This window comes from Massilibacteroides vaginae (assembly GCF_900178525.1).
Taxonomy (GTDB): domain Bacteria; phylum Bacteroidota; class Bacteroidia; order Bacteroidales; family Tannerellaceae; genus Massilibacteroides; species Massilibacteroides vaginae.
On the sequence record NZ_FXDJ01000006.1, the window covers coordinates 409,194 to 434,367 of the forward strand.

16 protein-coding genes are annotated in these 25,174 nt (G+C 43.0%); 6 read left to right on the plus strand and 10 right to left on the minus strand.

Annotation, left to right across the window (positions count from 1 at the left end; genetic code table 11):
• Positions 1–52: 52 nt before the first annotated feature.
• On the plus strand, positions 53–2,302 hold the full coding sequence (locus B9Y81_RS02160) for an amino acid permease (RefSeq protein ID WP_085535345.1): 2,250 nt from the start codon (positions 53–55) through the stop codon (positions 2,300–2,302).
• On the opposite strand, the gene B9Y81_RS02165 is transcribed toward B9Y81_RS02160, so the two are convergent.
• From B9Y81_RS02165 to B9Y81_RS02205, 9 genes are all read right to left on the minus strand, one after another.
• Positions 2,295–4,487: an alpha-L-rhamnosidase-related protein gene (locus B9Y81_RS02165; protein ID WP_085535346.1), complete on the minus strand. Its 2,193-nt coding sequence runs from the start codon at positions 4,485–4,487 to the stop codon at positions 2,295–2,297. The two genes, B9Y81_RS02160 and B9Y81_RS02165, sit on opposite strands and share 8 nt — an antisense overlap.
• Positions 4,488–4,502: 15 nt before the next feature.
• A complete protein-coding gene (locus B9Y81_RS02170) occupies positions 4,503–7,073 on the minus strand; it encodes a family 78 glycoside hydrolase catalytic domain (RefSeq protein ID WP_085535347.1) in 2,571 nt (856 codons plus the stop codon).
• 60 nt (positions 7,074–7,133) lie between these two features.
• Complete coding sequence (locus B9Y81_RS02175) at positions 7,134–8,930, minus strand: alpha-L-rhamnosidase-related protein (RefSeq protein ID WP_245832383.1); 1,797 nt, start codon at positions 8,928–8,930, stop codon at positions 7,134–7,136.
• 134 nt (positions 8,931–9,064) lie between these two features.
• Positions 9,065–12,241: a glycosyl hydrolase gene (locus B9Y81_RS02180; RefSeq protein ID WP_085535348.1), complete on the minus strand. Its 3,177-nt coding sequence runs from the start codon at positions 12,239–12,241 to the stop codon at positions 9,065–9,067.
• Positions 12,242–12,254: 13 nt separating this feature from the next.
• Positions 12,255–15,032 carry a family 78 glycoside hydrolase catalytic domain gene (locus B9Y81_RS02185; protein ID WP_085535349.1) on the minus strand — a complete coding sequence of 926 codons (2,778 nt, stop codon included), beginning with the start codon at positions 15,030–15,032 and terminating at the stop codon, positions 12,255–12,257.
• Positions 15,033–15,103: 71 nt separating this feature from the next.
• Positions 15,104–15,898, minus strand: coding sequence for a rhamnulose-1-phosphate aldolase (gene rhaD / locus B9Y81_RS02190; protein WP_245832384.1), 795 nt, complete (start codon positions 15,896–15,898; stop codon positions 15,104–15,106).
• 36 nt (positions 15,899–15,934) lie between these two features.
• The gene (rhaT, locus tag B9Y81_RS02195; RefSeq protein ID WP_085535351.1) at positions 15,935–16,960 is read right to left on the minus strand and encodes an L-rhamnose/proton symporter RhaT; all 1,026 of its coding nucleotides are present in this window, start codon (positions 16,958–16,960) and stop codon (positions 15,935–15,937) included.
• 3 nt (positions 16,961–16,963) lie between these two features.
• Positions 16,964–18,223, minus strand: coding sequence for an L-rhamnose isomerase (locus B9Y81_RS02200; protein ID WP_085535352.1), 1,260 nt, complete (start codon positions 18,221–18,223; stop codon positions 16,964–16,966).
• Positions 18,224–18,240: 17 nt separating this feature from the next.
• Complete coding sequence (locus B9Y81_RS02205) at positions 18,241–19,665, minus strand: rhamnulokinase (protein WP_085535353.1); 1,425 nt, start codon at positions 19,663–19,665, stop codon at positions 18,241–18,243.
• Positions 19,666–19,763: 98 nt separating this feature from the next.
• Here B9Y81_RS02205 and B9Y81_RS02210 point away from each other — a divergent pair, with 98 nt between their 5' ends.
• Positions 19,764–20,651 (plus strand): AraC family transcriptional regulator, encoded by an 888-nt coding sequence (locus B9Y81_RS02210; RefSeq protein ID WP_085535354.1) that lies wholly within the window; start codon positions 19,764–19,766, stop codon positions 20,649–20,651.
• Here the strand turns inward: B9Y81_RS02210 and B9Y81_RS02215 are convergent.
• Positions 20,648–21,274, minus strand: coding sequence for a hypothetical protein (locus B9Y81_RS02215; RefSeq protein ID WP_085535355.1), 627 nt, complete (start codon positions 21,272–21,274; stop codon positions 20,648–20,650). The genes B9Y81_RS02210 and B9Y81_RS02215 overlap by 4 nt on opposite strands.
• Positions 21,275–21,398: 124 nt before the next feature.
• Here B9Y81_RS02215 and B9Y81_RS02220 point away from each other — a divergent pair, with 124 nt between their 5' ends.
• The 4 genes from B9Y81_RS02220 to B9Y81_RS02235 all read left to right on the plus strand — a co-directional run bounded on the left by B9Y81_RS02220 (position 21,399) and on the right by B9Y81_RS02235 (position 25,106).
• Positions 21,399–21,623, plus strand: a complete 225-nt coding sequence (locus B9Y81_RS02220) for a putative signal transducing protein (protein WP_085535356.1) — start codon at positions 21,399–21,401, stop codon at positions 21,621–21,623.
• Positions 21,624–21,754: 131 nt separating this feature from the next.
• The gene (cysK, locus tag B9Y81_RS02225) at positions 21,755–22,702 is read left to right on the plus strand and encodes a cysteine synthase A (RefSeq protein WP_085535357.1); all 948 of its coding nucleotides are present in this window, start codon (positions 21,755–21,757) and stop codon (positions 22,700–22,702) included.
• 182 nt (positions 22,703–22,884) lie between these two features.
• Positions 22,885–24,624 carry a tetratricopeptide repeat protein gene (locus B9Y81_RS02230; protein WP_085535358.1) on the plus strand — a complete coding sequence of 580 codons (1,740 nt, stop codon included), beginning with the start codon at positions 22,885–22,887 and terminating at the stop codon, positions 24,622–24,624.
• Positions 24,625–24,746: 122 nt separating this feature from the next.
• Entirely contained in the window at positions 24,747–25,106 is a 360-nt protein-coding gene (locus tag B9Y81_RS02235; protein ID WP_085535359.1) for a DUF3244 domain-containing protein, read from the plus strand.
• Positions 25,107–25,174: the final 68 nt, after the last annotated feature.

Sequence of the window (25,174 nt, forward strand, 5' to 3'; positions counted from 1 at the left end):
ATCCTTCTTTCAGAAAAAATAGGCACATTTACATAGACAAAATTTGAATGACATGAAGTTTGTTGATAAAAAAAGCACTAACGCCGGGTATGGAGTAGCGCCCGTCTTCCTAACTGCCATTTCTACAATATTAGGTGTAGTTTTGTTTTTAAGGTTTGGTTTCGCTATAGGTACGCTTGGTTTTTGGGGAGTTGTATTAGTTGTATTACTCGGTCATCTTATCACTATACCCACGGCTTTGGCCATTTCCGAGATTGCTACAAATACCCGGGTTGAAGGAGGAGGTGAGTATTTTATTATTTCGCGTTCTTTCGGTTTGAAAATCGGTTCGACAATTGGTATTACGCTTTATTTCTCACAAGTTATCAGTCTTGCGTTCTATATTATCGGTTTCACCGAAGCATTCACTCCTTTATTTAATTGGTGGATCACTTCATTTGGTTTTGAATTACCACGTCAGGCAATCAGCATACCGGCTTTACTCTTATTAGCTATATTGATTTTGCGAAAAGGCTCCAGCATAGGTATGCAAATGCTTTACATTGTCAATTTTATTTTATTCGCATCTCTGCTCTTATTCTTTTTAGGTAAACCCATAGAACCGGAAGAAGCCGAATTTATAACAGCAACACCTGCGCCTTCGAATTTTACGTTCATCAACAAAGAAAGCTTTTTCATCATTTTTGCGATCTGTTTTCCCGCATTTACAGGAATGACAGCAGGAGTAGGCATGAGTGGAGATTTAAAGAATCCCAGCAAATCTATTCCTATCGGCACGATAACCGGAACACTTACCGGATTGATTGTTTACTTATTTGTAGTCTGGAAACTTGCCATTTCAGCACCTCAGGCAGATTTAGTGGCCGATCAACTTATCATGTCTCGAATAACTGTTTTTGGCAACTTCGTGATTCCGATTGGGTTGGCTGCTTGTACATTCTCATCAGCAGTAGGGTCTATTATGGTTGCTCCTCGTATTTTGCAAGCGATTGCCAGCGATAAAAACATTCCTTACCCAAGGCTTAATAAATTTCTCTCCAAAGGAAAAGGTCCTCTAAACGAACCTTTCAACGCAACACTCGTTTCGGTTATTATTGCCTTAGTATTTGTTATAATGGGAAACATAAACGCCGTAGCCAGCGTTATTACCATGTTCTTTTTAATCACATACGGCACACTTTGTCTTATTTCATTCCTGAATCACTTTGGTTCTTCGCCTTCTTACAGACCCAGGTTTAGATCGAAGTGGTTCTTCTCGCTCGGAGGTTTTTTGCTTTCGGTATGGGTTATGTTCATGATCGATTCACTCTATACGGTTCTTGCGTACCTCACAATCATAATCATCTATCTGCTCATTGAGCATTATAATAAAAGTGAAAAAGGAATGGTTTCTATTTTCAGGGGAACACTTTTTCAACTCAACCGTTTGCTCCGGGTATATTTACAGAAAAAGCAATACAATGTTGACGTAGAGGAATGGAGACCATCTGCTATTTGCATATCCCCCCACTCTTTCGAACGGAATAAAGTATTAGTCTTAATGAAATGGATCAGTCACCAACATGGTTTTGGTACTTATTTTCATTTTATCGAGGGCTATTACAGCAAACAAACGCATGCAGAGTCTCAGGAAATACTAAAAGAGCTAATCAGTATTCAGCACGAAAGTGGCAGCGCATTATATATCGACACCATGATCTCGCCATCATACACCTCAGCCATTGCCCAAGTTATTCAGACACCATCAATATCGGGAATGGAGAATAACATGGTACTTTTTGAGTATGATAAAACACAACCGGAAGAACTTAACCGTATTCTCGACAACATCAACATGGCCCGTGCGGGAGATTTTGACGTTTGTATTTTTGCCCAATCCACTTATCCGATCCGCAACATAAATGACATACATGTCTGGATACGATCTACCGACGAAAAGAACACCAACCTAATGATCTTGTTAGGTTACATTATCATAGCGCATCCGGATTGGAAACACAGCCATATAAAGCTGTTCATCACAAGTGTTAAAGGCGAAAGCGAAGTTGTAAAAGAAGAAGTTACAAAACGCATTGCTGAAGGCAGACTTCCAATCACGCTGACCAACATTGAAATTGTCTCGTTGCAGGAAGGTCAAACCATGAATGAAATGATTGGTCAGAAATCCCGCTTAGCCGGGCTCACCATCATGGGATTCAGAGAAGAAATCATTAAACATGACCCAATAGAATTCTTCTCTGAATTTGATGAAATAGGCGATATCCTTTTCGTAAATGCGGCGCATTCTAAGGTGATTATTTAATGTCGTGCGCACCTGCGCCGTACACCTTTGCTTTCTGATTTGGAAGAAGCACTTTTGCTTCTGTTCCTTCGGGCACTTCAAGTTTGAGTGTCAGGCTTTTTCCTTGCTTTTTTATGTCTACACGGATAAAGCCGAATTGGGTTTCGATTGTTGCGGAGGCTTCTTTGAGGGAACCCAGGTCCGGTGATACGTTAAATGTTTTGAAACCGGGAGAAGTGGGTTCAAGACCACATAGCTTCTGACTGAGAATGGTTAGTGGTCCCCCACTCCATGCGTGGTTGATCGTACCGCCGCCAAAACCTCCCGGACCAACGTCCCAACCTTCAAATAGCGTTGTATAGGGGTAACTCATCATCTTGTTGTACCGGTTCTTCATTCGTTCGATAGCAAAGGACGATTCTTTCATTTGAAAAAGAGCTTCCAATACATATTTTTCCATATAGGGGCTAGCGTGGTATTCTGTTTTCAGCACTTTAGTTAATGCCGGATATTTATCCTTTGTAGCCAGTCCGGATACGATAGCCATTGCCTGCGAACGATCGTCGGTTTCACCTTTGTAGCCGGGAGAACGATAACAGGTTCCGGTCCAGTACTTCGTGTCGAAACATTTTTCTATTGTTTGCATCAGCTGCAAGTTCCGGTCAGCATCCGTCTGTTTTCCTAACTGTAAGGCAAATTCGCGTTCGGCTTTCAGAGCGAGGTAATACCAACAGGTAGTGAGTACGCCTAAATCAACGTTATCTCCCCAGTCGCCCCAAGTCCAGTCTCCGGCGCGTTCAACCGGCAATCCGCTTTGATCCAGCTTCCATACTTTATGCAGGTAAGTATGCAGTCCGTCGTAGATGGGAGCAACGAAGCTACTGTCCGCGCTGAAAAAGTATTGCGTATAGAATCCGTACCAGCCTACAGAGGCCAACATTTGCAGTGGTAATTCCTTAAACCAGTTGCCGGCAGGAACAGGAGAATAGATCACGCCGTCTTTGCGTTGAAAGTTCATCAGTTCGTAAATGCCTTTGGTTGCCAGTTGCCAGGAAGAAGGAGACAAAGCATAGAAGGCTTCTCCCAATTCATTCACCTCATCTCCCCACCATTGGGAACGTTCGCGGTCAGGACAGTCCATATACGTATCTCGCATGGTTACGTAAAGTGTACGGGCAGAGCGTTTCCATAATTCATTCAGGAATTCATCATTGCTGTGGAACGAACCGGAAAACTCCGCATTATAACCTGTTTCACGGAACTTCACCTCCAACACGTCCACTCCTTCCGGAACAAGATACCATACTTCGTGACCGTTCATCCAGCCGTAGCTCTCATACTCCTGCACTCCGTCACGTGTGATGTATTCCGCGCGCACATTGGGTGTACTACCTCCTTCATAATTATCGGTCAGCATTTGGATTGTTTTACCTGCGGAAGCATTTACTTTCAGATATGGCGTGATATGACAATTATAAGGCAGTTTGCAAAAGAGCGTGTCTTTAGTAGCAGAGTAACGAGTTTGGGGATATGCTTTAAGTCCGTAATCTTTCCATTGCGGAATAGGACGCTCCACCAATTTACCGAAAGGCGGTTCGTTGGCGTCTGCAATCATAACTGCTTGGGGTAAATGTTTCGTAAAACCTGCCGACATCCAGCCAATCATTTCCTGACGGGCATCAAAGCGGATATTGCTTTCCGGCAGACGAAAATTCGGGAAGGGAGCTTCTGTATTCTGATACGCTCCGTAAACGGCACATTGCCAACTGTCGTCCGAGATTATTTCTATACCATCCGCCTGAGCATCGAATAGCAAGGCGGCTTTTCCACTGTTAACATGGCAGAAACCGTCTTTACCGAAATGCCAGACTAAAACAGCTATCAGGTTATCGCCTTTTTTCAAGTAAGGAGCGATCTCTACCGGATCGTAATACGAGTCGTGCATGCTGGGGCCGCGCTTTAGTCCGCCTTCGAACACAACAAGTTGGTCGTTTATCCAGAGCCAGTATTTTGTATCGGTTGCTATCTTGGCAATGAGGCTTTGCGGTAGCTTATCGACAGTTACTGTTTTACGGTAGGTCAGCCAGGTATTTGTTGCGCTTTGGCATTGTTCGGTATTGATCCAGCGTCCTTTCCATGCTTCGGCTTTACCAGCAATAGGCTGGCAGCCGAGTAGGGTGATAAGTAGTAGAAGTAGGTGTTTCATGGTATGAGATTTTTATCAACGGAAGATCAGCTGATGCGTTCCTCCGCCTATTTTGAATTCTTTTTCATCCACCAACACGGTGGCTTGAGTGCCCATAGGGATTGTAACGGTAAGTCCGTAACGTTCTCCTTCGCGCTTCCATTCACTGCGAATCATTCCTCTTGGCGATTTATATTCGCCATGCACCCAGTCTATGCCTTCTACAAAGTGCGGCTGGATGTAGATATGCTCAAATCCGGGATAATCCTCGTCGTATTGGATTCCGGCCAGGTGATTCATCATCCAGGCGGAGATATCTCCCATAAAAACGTGGTTCAACGAGGCATCCCTAAACTCCGGACTTAGTGTCCAGGTTTCCGGAAGCGTTGTATAGCCCATTGTTTCTACCCAGTAGCCCCACGACGGAGCTTCTGTTTTAGTAAGCATCTTCATTACATCTTCTACATAACCATAACGGGTAAGCATGGCGGGAACTGTTTTACTGCCAATCAGTCCGAAGTCCAGAAAGTAATCATTGGCTGCTACGATTTCATGAAGCTTATCCGCAACCAACTGACGTTTACCGGAGGGCACCAGTTGTAAATAGAGTGCTAATGCTTGTGCAGTCTGTGTTCCATTGGCATAAACACCGGTTTCTTCATTGAAGAAATTCTTATTGATGAGTGTTTTAATTTCGTCTGCTTTTTGCTGATAAGGAGTTGCGTCTTTACCAAGCAAAGTGGCAAATTTAGCCATCAACGAATAGTCCAGGTAATAATAGGCTGTGGAAGTATAATCGTTGGGTGTTGTTGCTTTCCAATACACCCAGTCACCAAGTCCATAATTCAACATTCCGTCAACTTCTTTCGTTTTGAGGTATGCCAAGTACTTCTCCATTGTAGGATATAGCGCTTCTATCGCACGCGTTTCTCCGTAGTAATTATACAATGCGTTCGGGATAATAAACATAGCGGCATCCCAAACCGGTCCGATCCACACACCGTAGCCCCAACTACTTGACGGAATAATACCCGAGACATCTCCGGCTTCTGTTTGGTTGTCAATGAAATCGTTCATCCACTTTTCGTACAGTGTAATGCCGTCAAAACCGAGCAGTCCGAGGTCTATCGCAACATGCGCATCGGCCGTCCATCCGTTCTTTTCGCGCTGCGGACAATCGGTCGGTATACTGTGCAGGTTACTGCGGTAAGCCAACATGGTGGCATCCCATATTTTATTCAATAGCGGGTTCGAACACTTAAAATCGCCCGTTGCTTTTACATCCGTATGCATAAACAGCGCAGTCAGATTATCTGTTGTCATCACTACCGGAGCAGAGCTTTCCAACTCCACATACTGAAATCCGTGGTAAGCGAACGAAGGAACATATACCTCTTCCTCTCCTCCACCTTTAAGCGTATACACATCCATCTGGAAAACCTCGCCGGGCTTTACCGGGTGATAGTACACATTTATATTCCCTTGTTCTAAGCGACCGTCTTCTTTCAACAGTTCACCGTGTTTCAGCGTGATACGTGTTCCGGCATCGCCTTTTACTTTCAGTCGGCAAAGTCCGGAGATATTCTTCGGAAAAGAATAAACATAGAGCTGATCACTGAACTTTTTCACGGCTGTAGGCTTAAACTCCTCCACGATGCGGATACCCGGCATTTGTTGAGCTACCAACAAAGGAGCAGGTTGCGTAGTTTCTGTCGCGGCAGTCCACTTGCCATCATCAAACGAAGTTGTTTTCCAACCCACTTCTTCCAGACGCGCATCGTATTGATCACCGCTATACAAATTATCATAAGTATGCGCGCCCGTGGCAGTCTTCCATGAACTATCGGTTATAATTGTTTCAACCGAGTCGTCGGCGTACGTAATGCGCAACTCACAAAGCATACGCGGACGATCTCTCCAGCGCGCCTTCTCAAAGTTCCAAACCGCAACCGATTGTATATTGTACCAACCATTTCCCAAAGCGGCCGCCACGGCGTTCTCTCCCTGTTGCAGCAGGGAGGTTACGTCGTGCGTTACATAAAGAACTCGTTTGTCGAAATGCGTATAGCCGGGGTCAAGGTAGTTTTCCCCTACTCTATTACCGTTAATAAACAACTCATAATATCCTGCGGCCGACACATAGGCTCTTGCGCTCTTAATCTCTTTACCGGCGGTAAACGTTTTGCGGAAAAGCGGTGCCGGTTCGTGCTCCTTATCCAGCGTGTCTGTTATCCAACAGCCGGTCCAGTCGGAAGCTGATAGCTTTGCGGTTTCAAACCAGGCTATTTCCGAAAGGCGACTCTTATTACCTTTCTGATCCCAAACAGCAACCTGCCAATAATAACGGGTATGCGACTGTAGAGGCATACCCTCGGTATACGTTTGAAGGTTTTTCGGATCGGTTCCGATACTTATTTCATGCCGTGATGCGATAAAGTTTTCATCCTCTCCGGTATATTCCCACGTAAACCGCGGGTTAGGCGTATCCAACCCTATTGGGTCTGTTAAATATTCGGTACGCAGATTAACCGGTTCCGTATTATTTACACAACTACTGAGCAACAGCACTCCCAATAACGCGGCAAGCGTTTTTCTTATTGATAGCATAGTTTTCTTATTTATTTAATATTGTAAGCAGATTTGAAAGATACATACTTATTTTCATTTTTAACGCACAATACGAATCTCCTTTGGTGCATCAATTTGGCTTTCCACCTTACCATTTACTACTTTATGACTAATTTTCAGATCGCCATACGGAGTAGGAAATGTGCCTTCCACCCACTCGAGGTCTCCTAATTCAGGACGGATCTGTATCGTTTTACAGCCGGGTTCAAGCACTTTTACGCCCAACACATACTCGCTCAGCCACGAAGTCGGACCGGAAGCCCAGCCATGACACAGGCTATGGCGCAGCCCAATGTAACAATAGGCACCATAATCACCATGAATATCCTTTTTCCCCTCAGGCACTACCTCATCGATACGGCTCGCGTTCGGGAGCCAGTCGATATTGAAATCTTCCCAGAAGGTAGTCGCCCCCAGATCCAGCATAGCGCCCCAAAACTCACGGATCACATCCATCGCACCCAGGCAGTTGCCCGCTTCGGCCATTGCTTTCAACATATAATAACCATAAAAGGTAGAGAAACCACGCGATCCGTTGTATGAAAGAAAATTCTTATCCGCGTCTTCTGTCTTCATCAATCCCACTAACGCCATTAATGCCGCTCCTTGTTTAGCGCCCGGAGCATCGCGTTCGGTTTGATGTTTCTTATACTCTTTTGCCAACTTCTGTCCGGCTTTGGTCAGTTTTTTAGCGGCGGCTGCGCATTCTTTTGCCAATTGGTCTTCGCCCAAAACAAGACAAAGCTCATTTCCCGAATTCATGGCCCACAACATAAGCGATTGCAATCCGGCATCTATGCCATGCTTGTTTTCACTCGAAGGCCAATCCAGAAAACGATTACCATCCAACTGTTCACGCCCATCTTTATCTACCTTGCCAAGTAAATGACGAAGCAGTCCGGTTAGGTATTCCCGCTGTTCTTTGAGGTAAGCCAGATCACCCTGATAGTAATACCAGTCACGCTGTATAAGCAACCACCAGATCGAGTAAGAACTAATGCCGTTCATCCAGTCGGGAAGCGGTGTTGTGTTACGAATCAGGTCGAGACTCTTAGGAACAACCTCATTATAGCCAAATACAGCATTTACGGTCATTATCTCCGGATGTAAATCGCCAATCCACACCAATCGGTCACGTTTAATTCCGTCCCAAAGGTATTCCTGCATATTTACATGCACGGTATAGGCGCCTGTCATCCATATTTTATTCAACCGCTCGTCGCTACTGGTAAATGACCCCCGATACGGTATATCGCGGTAGGTGAAGATCGCGTTTATCTCCGTCAGGTCTAATTCCACATGCTCGTCCAACAGGTCAATACGAACGAAACGAAAACCGGTTTGCCCTAATTGTATGCAACCCATCCACGGCAGCACCACCTCTTCATCACGCATGGCGTGGTCGTTTGTTGCTCCTTTAGGTCCTTTCACATCATTCATTACTTCCGACACCGATTCGCCAAAGCGCACACGCACCCGTGCCGCGGGATTTTGATTGGCTCCGGTAGTAACAATTTCCAAACCGCCTTGTATTTCGCAGCCAAAATCCAGCACAATACCGCCTTTATGCGAAGCGTCACTGATCAGCTTAAACTTATCCCGCGCGTTCATGTCCGCTTGTCCAATGCCCGGATTCAACAGCAGATCCGGATTCTTTACATAATTACCCGTCTTATCCGACTGCCAGACTATCCGTGTAGGCGTGAGGTAAGTACGGGTTAATTCCGTTTTGCGGATATTCTTGTTAGCATCCTGCACAACCGAAGGCAGTTGTGCCTTTAGCATCAAAGGCAAAAGCAAAAAACTTAGTACAATACAGAGGTTGTTTTGTTTCATTTTTATGTTCTTTTTCTATGTTTTCAATTTTTGAGGCTCGTGCTTTTGTCTTTTGACGGCCGTGCTTTTGTTTTTTGAGGGCCGTCAAAAGACAAAAGCACGGCCGTCAAAATTCAGATTGCTTATAAAAAAAACTATTTATCTACTTTAATTACACGAACTTGACCTGTTAATCCGGAGGATTGCAACGGACTGTCCGGTCCATACGGATTAACCGGTGCCCAGGTTGAACGTGCCGACTCCGGCAACCGACTGTCTCCGATCAATCGATTCACCCAGTTATTCACTACCCGGATTTCAATCGTATTCACTCCTTTTTGCACCTGATCTGTAATCCTCACACGCCAGGGGGCTGTCCAAACGCCTCCGGCTTCTTTACCGTTTATATTGACTTTCGCCATAACAGATGCTTTATCTAACGCGAGGTAAATCTCACCGTCAGGAAGGGCCGTTAATTCAAAGTTATTCTTATACACAGCCTCTCCGGAATAATACTTTATCCGGTCGTCTTGTGATAAAGTCCAATCCGTCAGGGTTTCCATACGGATTTCTTCTGCCGGACCTCCTCTCTTTGAGTCAAATTGCACGTTCCAGGCTGTATTGAGTGTAACAAGCTGTTCGGGAGTGGGGAAATTTGCCGTCACGCCTTCGTTGTTGCCCTTTCCTCCTGATTTACGAAAAACAATAAACGCACTTTCAAGAGGGGCAAACACTAACGGAACGGTAGTCACTCCGTCTTTCACGCTATAGGCCGGAAGCTCGCGCGAACTTGCCTCTAAAGGATTCCAAAGTTCGGGACGTTTACCGGCCACACGAAAACCGGGAGAAACCGTAATTGTTTCTTCCGACTGGTTGGAAACGAAATAAACATCGGCATCAGGCAGTTGTCGGTGGATAAAAAGCAGCGGATCGCTTTCTTTTGTTTGCATATCCGGTTTGACATCAATCAGGTCGAATACCTCTTCCATCGTCATGCCGGAACAGATCATACCCTTTCCCACACGGGCTTGTTTTACCTGTACGCCATCTACTTCACCCCACAGCGAAGCGGCTATATCCTGCACTTCTATATCCGCGTCGGGATAGTTCTGCATACTGGGCGAACGCGTCGGGCGAGGACCAAGCACAATGGCTCCTTGTTCTACAAAATCCGCAATTTTCGCAAGCAGATCAGGGCGTATCGTTTCCTGTTTAGGCAGCACGAGAACGCTATATTGTAATCCATCGGGAAGTGTTAGTTTTCCGTTCACTACCGAAACACGCGTCATTAACACCTCACGGTTGATATAGTCAAAAGAATATCCTTCAGGTAATGCCGGATCACACACTCCGGTCATCTTCGGTGCGTCTTCACCAATAAAATAAGCGGCATCGGCAACGTATGTTCCCTGCTGAAGCATGTAATTACACCGCTTCAGATAGTCTGTAAAAAGATCGAGGTGACTGAACCAGGTGTTTTTTCGGTTAAATTCATTGCCGAACCAGGCATTCATGCCGGGGTTTTTATCTTCGTAAGGCTGCTGAATATAGACATGCAGCAATGTATTATTGATTCCCTCGGTAAAGAAACGGTCTCCACGTTGTTTCATCGTTTTCGGATAACGCGCAAAGTGAGAACCGCCACTTGTAAATGATTCGGCAGAAACTTTCGTCTTTCCGTAGATATGCGCCGATGAAGAAGCCGCGCGGTTTTCGATATCACCAAGCTCACCTTCACTCCAGAACTCACCGCCGATTTCGTCAGACTGTCCGCCATATTGGAGAAACTCACCGGGAAAACCCCAATGTCCGTAATTTTCCAGCCAAGTAGTCAATCCGTGTTTATTGCTTACCTCGCGCAGACCACCTACATAATCATACGCAACCTTATCCGCAACCAAACGCCTTACATCCCAAAGGAAACGATCAGACAAGTCTGGACTTCCCACCGTGTGTCCTTTAAATACAGGAAGATAAGGCAATGGATCATAGCCATATCGGTCGGCAAATTCGGTTAGGAAGCCATCCGTAAAGTTTTGTCCGCCGGTTTCGTAACTGTCTTCCACCACAACACGCCATGTTCTGCGATCGGCCTCCGGAATACGACGGATAATCTCTCCCAGAAAAGCATCAAAATGATCGGCTACATGTTGCTTACTCATTTTGTCAACTTCCAAGCCCGTACCTTCCGGATCAGCCGGCGCGTTAACAACTCCGGTCGGAGCCATTCCCGTACGCATTACGATCCAATCCCCGGCGGGAACATCCCATGTCAGCTTGCCACTATCATCCATCTTGTCTGATAAATCCAAAACAGCAGACGGATCGATCAGCAATGCCGCCTCATCAACCATTGGCTGAACATCCCACATATAATCGTGCCAGTAAGGCAGCGGCGTTTGAAACATTTTCGCTAAAGACTTTTCCGCATAACGCTCTACAACAGGAGTCGGCGTCAGTATTATTTTATTGAACGCACCTTTGGTCGCATTTTTGAAAGCCAGGCGAAACTCCTTCGCCTTCGTTTCGGGAAGCGTAATTGCTACCGGAGCGTAGGGTTCAAAACCGACATTCAGATTCGCATTCGTGCGGTTTATCGTAAAAGCCTTGATCGTTTTAAAAGCTCCGTTTTCTTTGACCTGAAGTTCTACGCCTGCATACACATTACCTGCCGGAAAGAACAGCAAGCTACGGACAATCGATTCAGCCGGAAGAATTAAGTCGAGCGCTGACTCTCCTTCTTTCAAAGCATATCCCTTATCCGCCTGTGTTAAAAGATTTTCCCGATAACCGGCATGTACAGGATAAGCAAGTAGCTTCACATCCTCAAATTCCTCCGTCGGACGAGGCAACAGGCAGTGCAATTGTTTAGGTCCCTGAACAGTTATCTCGGAAGAAGCCAGGTAACGCATTGCTTGCTCCGGCTTGATCCATGGCCCTCCGGACTGGCTCCATCCGGGACAATTAAAGATACCGATTTCAATATCCAGCTCAGCCGCGGTTTTCAATGCCGTATGCATAATTTCCCACCATTCATCGGTGAATAATTTCACCGGCCCGTGTGGAATACCCTCCTGATCACCTATATTTCCGATAAACGCGCGATTTATACCTACTTCCTTCATGGCATAAAGATCTTTCACTACGCCTTCTTTGGAAATATTACCGTTGATCCAATACCAGTAAACACTGGTTTGAACAGAAGAAGGAATAGCCTTAAAACCGGCTTCTATCTTATCAATAGAAACAAAAGTCTGCTGTTTATCTCCACAAGAGATAATACAACACACGGTAAGGCATGTAATAACGTATATAAATCGCAACCTGTTCATGATCGTTCTGTTTTTATTCGTTTGTCAATAAGTAATTTCCTGAAGGCAACTTATAGTATATATAGTTTCCGTTCTCACCCACATTAACGGCATATTGTGCTTTATCAATCCGCACGTCTCCCTTATCGGAAGGGAAAGCAACAGTAGCAGTCGTATTCGGCGGAATAACTATGCGAAGTGTAGTCTTTCCCTCCTGCTTAGTCCAATCAGACCTGATCATTCCCGCGGAAGAATCAAATGAACATTTCACCCAGTCCACCGAAGTCTCGCCGGCTAATGGAGGAGTAATAAAGAAGTGTTTATAACCCGGACTTTTCTCGTCCGCGCGAATACCGGCCAACGCATCAATATACCAGGCTCCGGGATAAAGATAAGAACTGTGTAAAAGAGAATGTCCGGGCAGATCTTTCTCCCACATTTCCCAGATAGTAGTCGCTCCGTTTGCTTTCATATACCCCCAGCTTGGATAATCCGTTTGCGAAAGCATTGAAAACACCAGATCAGGACGATTCTCTTGTTTAAGCAATCGGAACAAAACAGCACCTCCCGTAATTCCTACATGGATATGTCCTTTTCGTATATCCAGAATTTCCTTTTCCAAGCGCTTCATCACCTGTGCTTTTAAATCAGCCGGAGGCACGTTTGCCAATAAAGCAATCGCCAGATTCCCCATCGATTTATCCGAATAACTCGCATCGTCCGGATTAAAATAAGCCGCGTGGATAGCCAGACTATTTCTTTCGGCTTTTGCTTTCCAATTAATGGCATCTGAAGTTTTTCCTAAGGCATTGGCTATTTTTTCCATGAGACGGAAGTTATACACAAGAAAACAGCTATTGAAACATTCAGCTTCCGGCTTACTGTTATTCATACCTTCTGCCGTGGCATTCGGCCAAAGCCAGTCGGCCAGAAAGTCCCAGTTGCCTCCAAAGCGTCTCATAATACCATCCGTTGTTTTCGTTTGCAGGAATTGCAGCCACTCATCCATTAGTTCATAGTTTTCTTCCAGAATCTGCTTGTCGCCCGTCTGCTGATAAAGCAACCAGGGCAAAGCCACCGTTATACTACCCCAAGAAGGACCGCCTCCACCGCCGTAAGTAGGAGCCGTATGTGGTAAGATTCCGTTATTCAAACGTCGTCCGCTCATAATCCCTTTTCTGGCCCATTCAGCATTGTTCATATCTCCGACAACCGGTTCTGTTCCACGAACATCTTGCCAGTCTTCCATCCATTTGGTGTAGAAAGCGGCTGTTTTAAAATTTAGCAATCCGGTTTCAGCGGTTGCATGCGCGTCACCACCATAGCCCAATCGTTCACGTTGCGGACAGTCCACAATATAACCTCCGATTGAGAGATTCTGGTAGGTCCACAGCACGCGATCATAAATCCAGTTTTGCAACGGATCAGAGCACTCGAATGTAGAGGCTGACTGATAACCCGTGCGAACCATCCAACCTTTGATGTCGGACAATAACGGTTTCTCCTTCAATCCTTTGATCGTGATCCAGCGTCCGGAACTGTAATTGAATCTGTTCTTAAAAGTACCCTTACCTGCCGGGCCAATAATATAGGCACTGAAGTTTCTGAATGTCATTTCTTCTTGTTCCCGTTCAGAAAACAGGAACTCAATCCGGTCGTTCGGCTGTCCTTTTACATGTATACTTGTCCAACCCGCAAAGTTTACACCCATATCAACCCGGTACGAACCGTCCGGTCTTTCTTCTATTCCAATGGGATGTATTTCGTCGTAAAGTTTGTTTCCTTCTACCCGTTGAGCTGAAATTAGCAAATTGGGGTTATACACCGTGGCAGACTTCCAAGCCTGGTCATTATAGTTTGCCTGGTTCCATTCGGGTATCGATTTATTATCATCCCACACTTCTCCTCCGAAATAATTTTCAGACCATTTACAGGACAGCTTATTCGGACTTGGATGTGTTTTCCAGGATTGATCTGTTTTTATCCGTAAAACTGGTGCCTCCTGCCCTTTTTCATACACATCCACTTGCGCTATAACCATCGGAGTGCGCGGCAGACCGGCTTTTACATAAGGAGGAAATATCGACCAGGAAGTACCTAACCACAGGGCAATTGTGTTTTTGCCGGACTTTAGTTCCGCTGCTATATCATAAGCGATGTAGCGGGCACGTTTCGTATGATCTGTTACTGCAGGAGCCAATACTTCGTCTCCTATTTTTTTACCATTCACATATAATTCGTGATAACCTACGGAAGCAACAAACAGAACGGCTTTCGCCGGTTTTTTCTTTACTTCAAAAGACTTCCTGAACCAGGGGTCGGGGATATTACATTCCGGCAGAGAGGGGTCATATATAATGTCACAGCCAATCCAATCGGCTGTCCAGTCGTTTTTATCAAATAATCCGGTAGTCCATTTGTCAATCTTGCTCCATTGAGATTCCTTTCCGGCTTCATCTTTTGTCTGTACACGCCAATAATAAGTCCGGTCTGATTGTAAGGCTAATCCGGCATACGGGATTTGTTGTGTCTTATCTGATTGAATCCATCCGGACTCCCACATATTACCCGACTTTTTATCCGCATCTTTCTGATTGTCGGCTACAAGAATACGGTATGCCGTCTGTGATTTTGCGTAATCAGACGCACTCGTTGCCGATAATGTCCAGCTGAATCTCGGATGTTTAGCGTCTAATCCTTTGGGAGATTCCAGGTATTCACATTTAAGTTGCTGCACATGAAGACCTCTAACCCCCATAGAGGCAGCAGAGAGTAGTAAAATTATTAAAAAAGATAGGCGTGTTTTAATCATAGTATTAATCATATAAGGAAAAATCAGGACACCTCTTCTGTAAACAAGAGCGTGTCCTGCACTGCTATAACTTATAAATTAAACGCGTCAACCAGACCGTCTAATTGTTCATCTGTCATACCTTCGGGTTCAAATCCTGCCATACGGGCACTAAAATAAATCTGAGCCGATTTGCTGAGTGTATCGATTGCATCAAAACATTCGATCAGGTCTTCACCTACTGCTAATATTCCGTGTTTTTCCCAGAATACAACATCGTGCTTCTCTAATTGCTCGATTGTTGCACGGGCAAGGTCCATCGTTCCGGGTATTTCATAACGTACAATACCGATTCCTTTGGGAACGATAATACGGCATTCCGGTATCATCGCCCATAATGTACGGGTGAGGTATTCCGAATTCAGAAATTTTGGACCATGCGTCAGACCGATCAGGTCGGTTGGATGGGTGTGCAACACAACCCGGGAATCACGTCCTTTAGAACGCAGATAGTTATGCATAGAAAGATGCGAAGGTAGTTCGGACGTAGGCGCAATTGGCTTTTCCGCTATTATTTCGAAAGATTTGCCATCCGCACTGATACGTATCAGCGAACCGTTTTCAAACGGATCCTGCGCCACATAACGCATACGCTTTCCTGTTCCGGTTACAAAAAACACGTGTCCTTTTAACGCGCCCATCTCCGCAGGCAAAGCCACAGGAGCCGACAAAGCCGGGCATGTTTTTTCATCTTCACTCATCAGGTGCGTTACATTAACAGAAATATTGCCTCCGTTACGTTCTGCCCAACCTTTCGTCCATAAATAACCGGCTACTTCGGCAACACGACCGATTTCCGCCATCAATTCTTTATTGTTCCTTATCATTTTACGCTATAATTAATATACTTCAAATCATGTTTTCTATACCAGATTAGGAAAAAGCAATGAGAATATCAGAATACACATTCCTATACTCAACACAATCATTGTTTGCTTACCGGCTCCCTTCCACTCTTTCAGGATAATCCCCCACAAATTACTAAAAATCACATTTAGCGACATCAATATGCTCCAGGAAAACGCAAGCATGACAGGCGAATTTGTAAAATAACTTTTTCCCATACCCAAACCGAAGAACTGTGAATACCACAATACGCCGGCTAAAGCACAAAACAAAATATTATTCACTAACACATTACCGGGCACAGAAAGATATTCTTTGCCTGACTTATTCTTTATATTCTGGAAAATACAATATACAGCATTCGTAATAAAACCACCCAGAGTAACCAACAGAATTACAGGATTCAGAGCGAATAATTCATTTGCTCCGGCCGCTTTTACTTTTTCCACAACACCGGTTCCCGCTTCTAATCCAAGGTTGAAACAGGCACTCATTACCCCGGCTAATAAAGCAACCAATAAGCCTTTTGTCAATGCGAAATCCTTTACCGCGGCTTTCTTTTCTTCTTCAGTCATATTCTTTGCCCGAAGACTACCGGCATAACCGATCACCGCAATACCGGCCAACGTAATACAAACTCCGATTAACAAAATAAGTCCGTCGCCATGCAATAGGTCCATTCCGCCGAATATGGCAGGAAAAAGTGTACCAAATCCGGCACAGGTTCCCAACGCTATACTTTGTCCCAAAGCAATCCCCAGATAACGCATACTGAGTCCGAAGGTTAATCCTCCTACTCCCCATAGCATACCATAGATTATGGATTGAGTTGCTCCGTCTGTTGACAACAATTCACCAAGGCTGCTCCCGTCGGGAACAGCCAATAGGGCACCGAGATAAGGAAATATCAGCCAGGCAAAAATCCCTTGCACTAACCAGAAGTTTTCCCAACTCCACTGCTTTACTTTATTAATAGGTACATAGGAACTGCTTTGTCCTAAACTACCTACCGCAATGATCAATAAACCGATCAGGATTTCCATCGTTTAATTTCTTTTGGAAGTTACATCCTTTTCATATTGCTGTACTTCTTTCATGTAAGATTCTCCTACAGGAACATCATTTTGGGCACAATACATATCCCAAACCGCATGCCAAGGCAAACTCTTCAATTCTTCCTGCAAAGCCAAACGTTCGAAATACTGTCCGTTAGCTTCATATTCCTGTAATTTCGCAGCCGGTTCAAGCAAAGCAAGTAAGAAAGCTTTCTGAGTTGCGCGACAACCTACAACATAAGCTCCGATACGGTTAATGGTCGCATCGAAATAATCAAGTCCGATATGCACCCGATCCAAAGCATTAGAACGGATAATCTCACGCGCTAAATCCATTACATCATCATTCAATATCACCACATGGTCGCTATCCCAACGAATCGGACGACTTACGTGAAGCATGATCTCCGGTGTAAATAATAATAAAGAAGAAACTTTATCGGCAACACTTTCTGTTAAATGGAAGTGTCCGGTATCTAACGTCACAATCTTATTCTTTTTAGCTCCGTAGCCTAAATAGAAATCATACGAACCGACCGTGTAACTTTCCAGACCGATTCCGAATAATTTAGCCTCGATACAGTCTTTCATGTTTTTATATTCGGTCGCGAAGATTTCGTCAAGCGATTTCTCCAATATCGCGCGATATTTTAACCGGTTGGCCGGAACTTCTTTACTTCCATCATGAATCCAGAGGTTCATCATACAAGGGTCGTTCTGGAACTTACCCATTTCCTCACTTATCTTACGACAGCGTTTTGTATGTTCGATCCAGAAATTGCGAATGGAATCATCCGGATTTGAAAGGGTAAGATCACCGCTCTTCGGATGAGAGAAAGAGGTACTGTTAAAGTCTAACTTCATACCATTTTCCTTTGCCCATTCCATCCAGGATTGGAAATGTACGGGTTCCACTTCGTTGCGATCTACATTCTTTCCCTGAAAGTCTCCATATATTTCGTGTAAACTCAAACGATGACTTCCGGCAATCAGTGATGCTGCTTTTGAAACATCCGCACGCAACTCATCAATCGTACGCGCGCGACCCGGATAATTACCTGTTACCTGAATACCTCCGGTAAGATCACCTCCCTGGTTTTCGAATCCGCTCACATCATCCGCCTGCCAACAATGCATGGACAGTGATATTTTCTTCATGTTTTCTAAAGCAGCGTTTACATCTACTCCAAGTGCCGCGTAACGTTCTTTGGCTATTTCAAATGCTTTGTTAATGTTGTTTTCTGTTGTCATGATATTTGATTTTAAAGTTATTTCTGTGGATAAAACACCTGAGGAGGAAATGCCTCAGCAATAATACGGCGCATCGCCCAACGGTCTTCGAGCAATCCGGCAGCTTTCGCCTGAACAAGACAATTACCTATCGCTGTAGCTTCCGAAGGGCCTGCCACAACGGGAATTCCAATCTCATCCGCTGTCATCTGATTCAACAGGTCATTCTTTGAACCACCGCCTATCACATGTAATTTGTCGATTTCAAACGAAGCCATTCCTTTCAATAATTCCAGTACGTTCTTATAACGAACTGCCAGACTTCTGAATATGCAACGAATAAACTCGGCATCAGTAGCCGGAGCAACCGCTCCATGTTCATGGCAATAGGCTGCAATTGCTTTTGTCATACTTGCCGGAGCAGCAAAACGCGGATCATCCGGATTTACTAAAGCAGAAAATCCGTCTGCCGCTTTTGCCATACTCACAATTTCGGGATAGCTATACACACGACCCAGCTTTTCCCATTCCTTACGACATTCTTCAAGCAACCACATTCCGGTAATATTCTTCAGAAAACGTGTCGTACCTTCTATCCCACCCTCATTGGTAAAGTTGTTTTTATAGGATTCTTCTGTAATGATCGGCTCTTCTGTTTCTATTCCCATCAAACTCCATGTTCCGCTACTCAGATAAGCAAAACGCGCGTTTTCAGCCGGAACAGCTGCAACAGCACTTGCCGTGTCATGACTTGCCACGGCTATAACAGGAACTTTCCCGACTCCGGTTTCAGCAGCTAACGCATCGGTCAACTCTCCGATCTTCGTTCCCGGCATAACCAACGGACGAACCAAAGAAGAAGAAACACCGGCAGCTTCCAGTAAAGAAGCTTCTATTTGCTTTGTTTTCGGATTTAAGAATTGTGAAGTAGAGGCTTCTGTATATTCACACACTTTATTACCCGTGAGAAGATAAGCTAAAAGATCAGGAATAAACAGGATGTTTTCAGCCGCTTCAAGAGGTGCGAAGTTTTCTTTCTTTGCGCTGTATAGTTGAAATAGAGAATTAAAATTCATGAATTGAGTACCCGTCAAGCCATAGACCTCTTCTGCCGGTACTTTTTCGAAGAAAGCCTCCGGAGCACCAAACGTGTACGGATCACGATATGCCCTTGGCAACCCAAGTAACGAGCCGTCTTTCCCGATATAGCCAAAATCGACACCCCAGGTATCTATACCTATGGAGTCGATGACTATTCCTTCTTTCGCACAGATACTTAGCGCTTCTTTCAATGATTCGTATATTTTGTAAATATTCCAGTAAAATTTACCGTGCAACTCCATAATCGCATTCGGGAAACGATGGATTTCTTTAATGTTGAATTTACCAACTTCAAAAACACCAATTACCGCCCGTCCGCTTGTGGCTCCAATGTCAAATGCCAAAAAGTTGTATTTCTTCATGTTATTAACACATTAATTAAGATTAACTTGAACAAAAGTATGCCATTAAATCCTACCTTTGCTTATGAAAATGATATTTAAACTTTTAAATCTGACACATGATTCCTACCCGAAAAGATCAACTTTATTACCTTCGCATCAATCCGAACGATGAAGATTGGGGAATAGTTGTCACTACCGTAGGCTATCAGTTTATCTCTCCCAAAAGCCAATATCCACTTTCCAAACATCCCGATCAATACAACTTCAAGCCGCAAAACGGTCGTACGTTGAACGAATACCAGTTGGTTTATATAACCAAGGGCGGTGGCTATTTTTCGTCACAATCTTGTCAAAAAGAATACATTCACGCGGGAACAATGATTTTGCTTTTTCCCGGAGAGTGGCATAGTTATTACCCCGACCCTGAAACCGGATGGGATGAATATTGGATTGGATTTAAAGGGTTACATATTGATCGGCGCGTAGAAAAACTGTTTTTCACAAAAGCGAAACCGTTATATAAAATAGGGATAAGCGCCACTATCATCAACTTGTATGAAGATGTGCTTCGATTAGCGTCAAATGAAAGAACCGGACACCAGCAAATGGCATCCAGTATATTGCTTCATATCCTTGGTTCGGTTTATTATAAGGATAAAAACAACTCGTTCTCCGACCCTTATATGGTAGATAAAATAAATGAGGCGCAGGTACTGATGAAAGAACAAACCGAAAACCCGATAGTACCCGAAGAGATTGCCTCTCAGCTGGGGCTGGGCTATTCCTGGTTCAGACGTATGTTTAAAGAATATACGGGTGTTTCGCCCAATCAATATTTATTACAACAAAAACTGCTTCGCGCCAAAGAACTTCTCACCACAACACAACTCAATGTTTCGGAGATAGCCTATCAGCTGAAATTCGACAATACAGGTCAGTTCTCCACCTTCTTCAAGAAACGGGAAGGCCTCACTCCGTCCGAATTCAGGGAACGGGCGCACTAATCTTCCAAGGCCTTCAAATAAAGTTGCAGTTCTTCTTCAACAATCTCTTTGCTGATAATACGATAATGCGGTGAGTAATGCGCTTCGAATTGTTCGCTATGATGACCTACGTATTCTCCGCAAGACAGGCGTTCGTCTATTTCCTCACGATCTGTTACATAATCCACAAGCTTCAGCTCCATTCCGGCGATAATCCGTTCGATTTCCTTCCACTCAATATGCCACGCCTCAACCGGGATCGGATCAATGCTGTTTACACTTCGCACAAACGCGTCAAAAAACACATCATAGGGAATTGTTCCGTCTTTTAACAATGAAAGATTCACCCGATAGAAACGCCCCTCCCATCCGGTAGGTTCCAATAACAAACCATCCGATGTTGTAAAAGAAGCCAACTCACGCCGAATATAATTTCCCGCGGCTGTGGTATCGGCAATCAAATGTCCCGGACCGAATTTATCCTGAAAGAAGTTTTTATATAAGTCCTTCAGGGTAGATTGCGGATAAGTTTCCATCTGCCTTACTACCGCTTCTTTTACCGCAGTTTTAAATTCCTGATTTTGAGAAAAACAGGTAAAAGAAACAAAAAATAAAACGAATAGAGAAAATATAGTCTTTTTCATGTAGCAGTTTGTATTTGCATCCTATTTTTAGTGCAAAAATAATTATTATCCTTATAATTAATCACGAAACAAATTACAATCAATATATTTACCACATATTATTCGTCTTTAAAAACAACATCGTATGAAAACAGTTTATCTGGCTACGTTAGAGAATAGTTCTCAAGCGAGCATTCTGCAAAGCGCGTTAATTAATGAAGGGATTGAATCTTTTTTGAGAAATGAGATATTATCTACAGTGATAAACACACCCGGCTTCCAAATCGAAATCGAAGTGCTGGAAGAAGATTATGAGAAAGCTTTAGAAGTCTTGAAAAACGGATTCCCATACTTGGTTGACGGTGAATAAAAGGCAATACCTCAAAAATCATCAAAGCCTTTCCTCTTGAAATATACCACATATATGGTATTTACAAATGCTTTTTCTAATTGTAGATTTGCATTATAAAAATGAATTGAATACATAAAATCAAAATAATTATGGCAAAGATTGCAAAGAAATTAACTGACCTTGTAGGAAACACCCCACTATTGGAGCTCTCGAATTACAATAAAAGCAAAAATATTAAAGCACAACTGATTGCGAAATTAGAATATTTCAATCCGGCAGGAAGTGTAAAAGACCGTATCGCCTTGGCTATGATTGAAGACGCCGAACAAAAAGGACTATTGAAAACGGGTTCTACAATTATTGAACCCACAAGCGGTAACACAGGCGTAGGATTAGCATTTGTAGCCTCGGCAAAAGGATATAAACTAATCCTGACCATGCCCGAAACCATGAGTATTGAGCGTCGTAATTTGTTGAAAGCATTGGGAGCCAATCTTGTTTTAACACCGGGACCTGAAGGAATGAAAGGGGCTATCGCGAAAGCAGAAGCACTACGCCAGGAAACTCCGGGGTCAATTATTCTTCAACAATTTGAAAACGAAGCAAACCCCACGATCCACAAACAGACTACTGCCGTAGAAATCTGGAACGATACAGACGGACAAGTAGATCTTTTTGTAGGTGGAGTTGGAACAGGAGGAACCATCAGCGGAGTTGGTGAAAAGCTAAAAGAATTAAATCCGAATGTAAAGATCATTGCTGTTGAACCGGCAGATTCAGCTGTACTTTCAGGAGAAGCTCCCGGACCTCATAAAATTCAGGGGATTGGCGCAGGATTTATTCCAAAGACCTACCATGGCGAAGTAGTCGATCAAGTTATTAAAGTATCCAATGACGACGCTATCAGAACAAGTCGCGAACTATCTAAACAAGAAGGTCTGTTAGTCGGGATTTCTTCCGGAGCGGCAACTTATGCGGCAACACAATTAGCTTTACTACCGGAGAACGCTGGTAAAAAAATTGTAGTATTACTACCGGATACAGGAGAACGCTATCTATCAACCGTACTTTACGCGTTTGACGAATACCCCCTTTAAGCTTACGCAACACTCCATATCAACTTACCCTTTCCCCTGTCCGACTGATTTTATTGGACTGGAGAAAGGGTACGTTTTTTTATATATACTTTATCTCTTTTCCTGTAAATAAAAAACTTTTCATATTTTTGTTAAAAATCAATGGTTGTTTGTTTTCTATTATTAAAATCATCACCTTGCTAATGCGTACTATATTCGTTGCTTTTTTGTGTGGTATGTTTTTATTTGTTGCATGTGATAGTTCGACTATCCGACAATTAGAACAGATAGAGGCTTTGATACCTTATGAGACAGACAGTGCTGCCTGTATGCTTGAAACGATTAGTTTCTCCACACATTTCTCCTCCAAAGAACAAGCATTATATAATTTGCTTCAAACACAACTGTATTATTTAAAGGATAGTACATTCTCTTCAGACTCGATAATCTCTTCTGCTGTGAGCTATTATGAGGAAAAAGAAGACCGGACCAAATTAATGAAGGCCTACTATTTAAAAGGATGTGTAGCCTATCAACTGCAAGAAATACCTAAAGCACAGCATTGCTTTCTTAATGCACTTGAAATTTCCGAAAAGGTAAAACAACCGGATCCTGCTTTGTTAGCCAGAATTTATAATCGTTGTGGTGATTTGTATGTAAGGAATAATGCTTATGAAGAAGCTTTGGCAATGAATATGAAATCACTAGATTGTTTTGATGAAATCGCTGATCCTTACGCTTTATCATATATTTACAGAGATATTGCACGCGCATATGAATTATTGGAAAAAACGGATAGTGTGGTGTTCTATTATGAGAAATCAAATTTCATGGCTGAACTAAACGAAGATGAGGGAATGTATTATAGTGGACTATTGGAATTAAGTGGTTTTTTAATTGACAATGGTATTGTTGATTCCTTGGTTACTATTAATATGAATAAGATAAAAGCAGAGTTTGATGAACTGCCAAGCAATGTTTGTTTAACTTTTGGACAATATTACAAAAAGATCGCAAAGATTGATTCTGCTATTTATTATTTAGAGAAAGGTGTTGAGAGCGAAAATTTATATACTAAGGCAGCTTCGCTACATGAGTTGTCTCAAATTAAAAAAGATCAGGGTGACGTTATTGTAGCATTGAACTTTTTGGAAGAATATACTTGTTTGGAACAAGAAATTATTGACATGTCGAGAACAGAATTAATCGTTCGCACCCAAGCTGAATATAATTATGAAAAAACTGAACGCGAAAATCTGAGACTCCGTTTGGAAAATTACAAAAACAGTATCGACCTATACCGGATTGCCGGAGTTGCCTTATTCGCAATTGTTGTTATTTACTATTTGTTGAGAATAAAAATCAGGCAAATAAAAAGACAGCGAGAAAATAACCGTAAGCTTAAGCAAGAAAAAGAAGAAATTGAACATCTGTATCAATATACACTGCTTGAAATAGAAAAAAATGAAAAAGAGATTAAGCGTTTAACTCAAATTGTAGAAGAAAACACGCAATTACCAAAATCGAAACTTCGGGAGGTGAAAAAACAACTTCAATCTTTACAAAGTGAGCAGAGGTCGAACCAATCCACATTAAATTTGCTGGGAAGTAAAATCCGGGAGTCGGCAGTTTTTATTAAATTCTATCAGGTAGGTTCAGGACAAATTGTAGAGATTACGGATTCAGACTGGACATCGCTACAAACATTAATTGAAACGGCTTATCCGGATTTCTTATCACGATTGTTTTCCAATTACAGTCCTTCACAAAAAGAAATAAGACTTTGCTTATTATTAAAAACCGGACTTTCTGTAACAGCTATAGCCGATCTTTTATGCTGTACTATCTCTTCTGTTTCGGTTACCCGGTCGCGTTTACATATAAAAATAACTGGAAAAAGAGGTTCACCTCAAGATCTGGACACCTATGTAGGTTCTTTGTAATATTCTGATAAATAGCAAGCTATCTGTTTGAGATTGCAAATGTCAACTTTTGTCAACAAAAAAATATAGGTTGAAATATTTTTTATCAGGTTATTTGTACTGAATTATAAAACAAATAACTTATGTACAAAAGAAATTTGCTTGTCATTCTTGCTTTAATCCTTACTTCAATTAGCATCGATGCTTTTGCCACAAAAAGAATCATTCCAATAAGAGGAAAATGGTTTGACAATATTTTACGTTCATCTACAGAACCGATTGTCACTATCGAGGATACTACGCTCGAAATTTATTTCCCTACTGAATTAAATGATGTTTTAATTAGCATATATGATGAACAAGGAAATTATGTTTTTGAGCAATATGTATCTGTTGGAGCTATGGAGAGTTGTTTTGTGAATCTATTTAATTTGGGGGTATATCGTGTTGAAATAATGCATTTTGCCAAAGGGGTTCTTAGAGGGGATTTTATTATAAAATAAATTTTCTTTTGATTCGCTTTCAATTTTAATATATGCTTGTGTAGTCTTTTTATTAAAAACAAAATTCA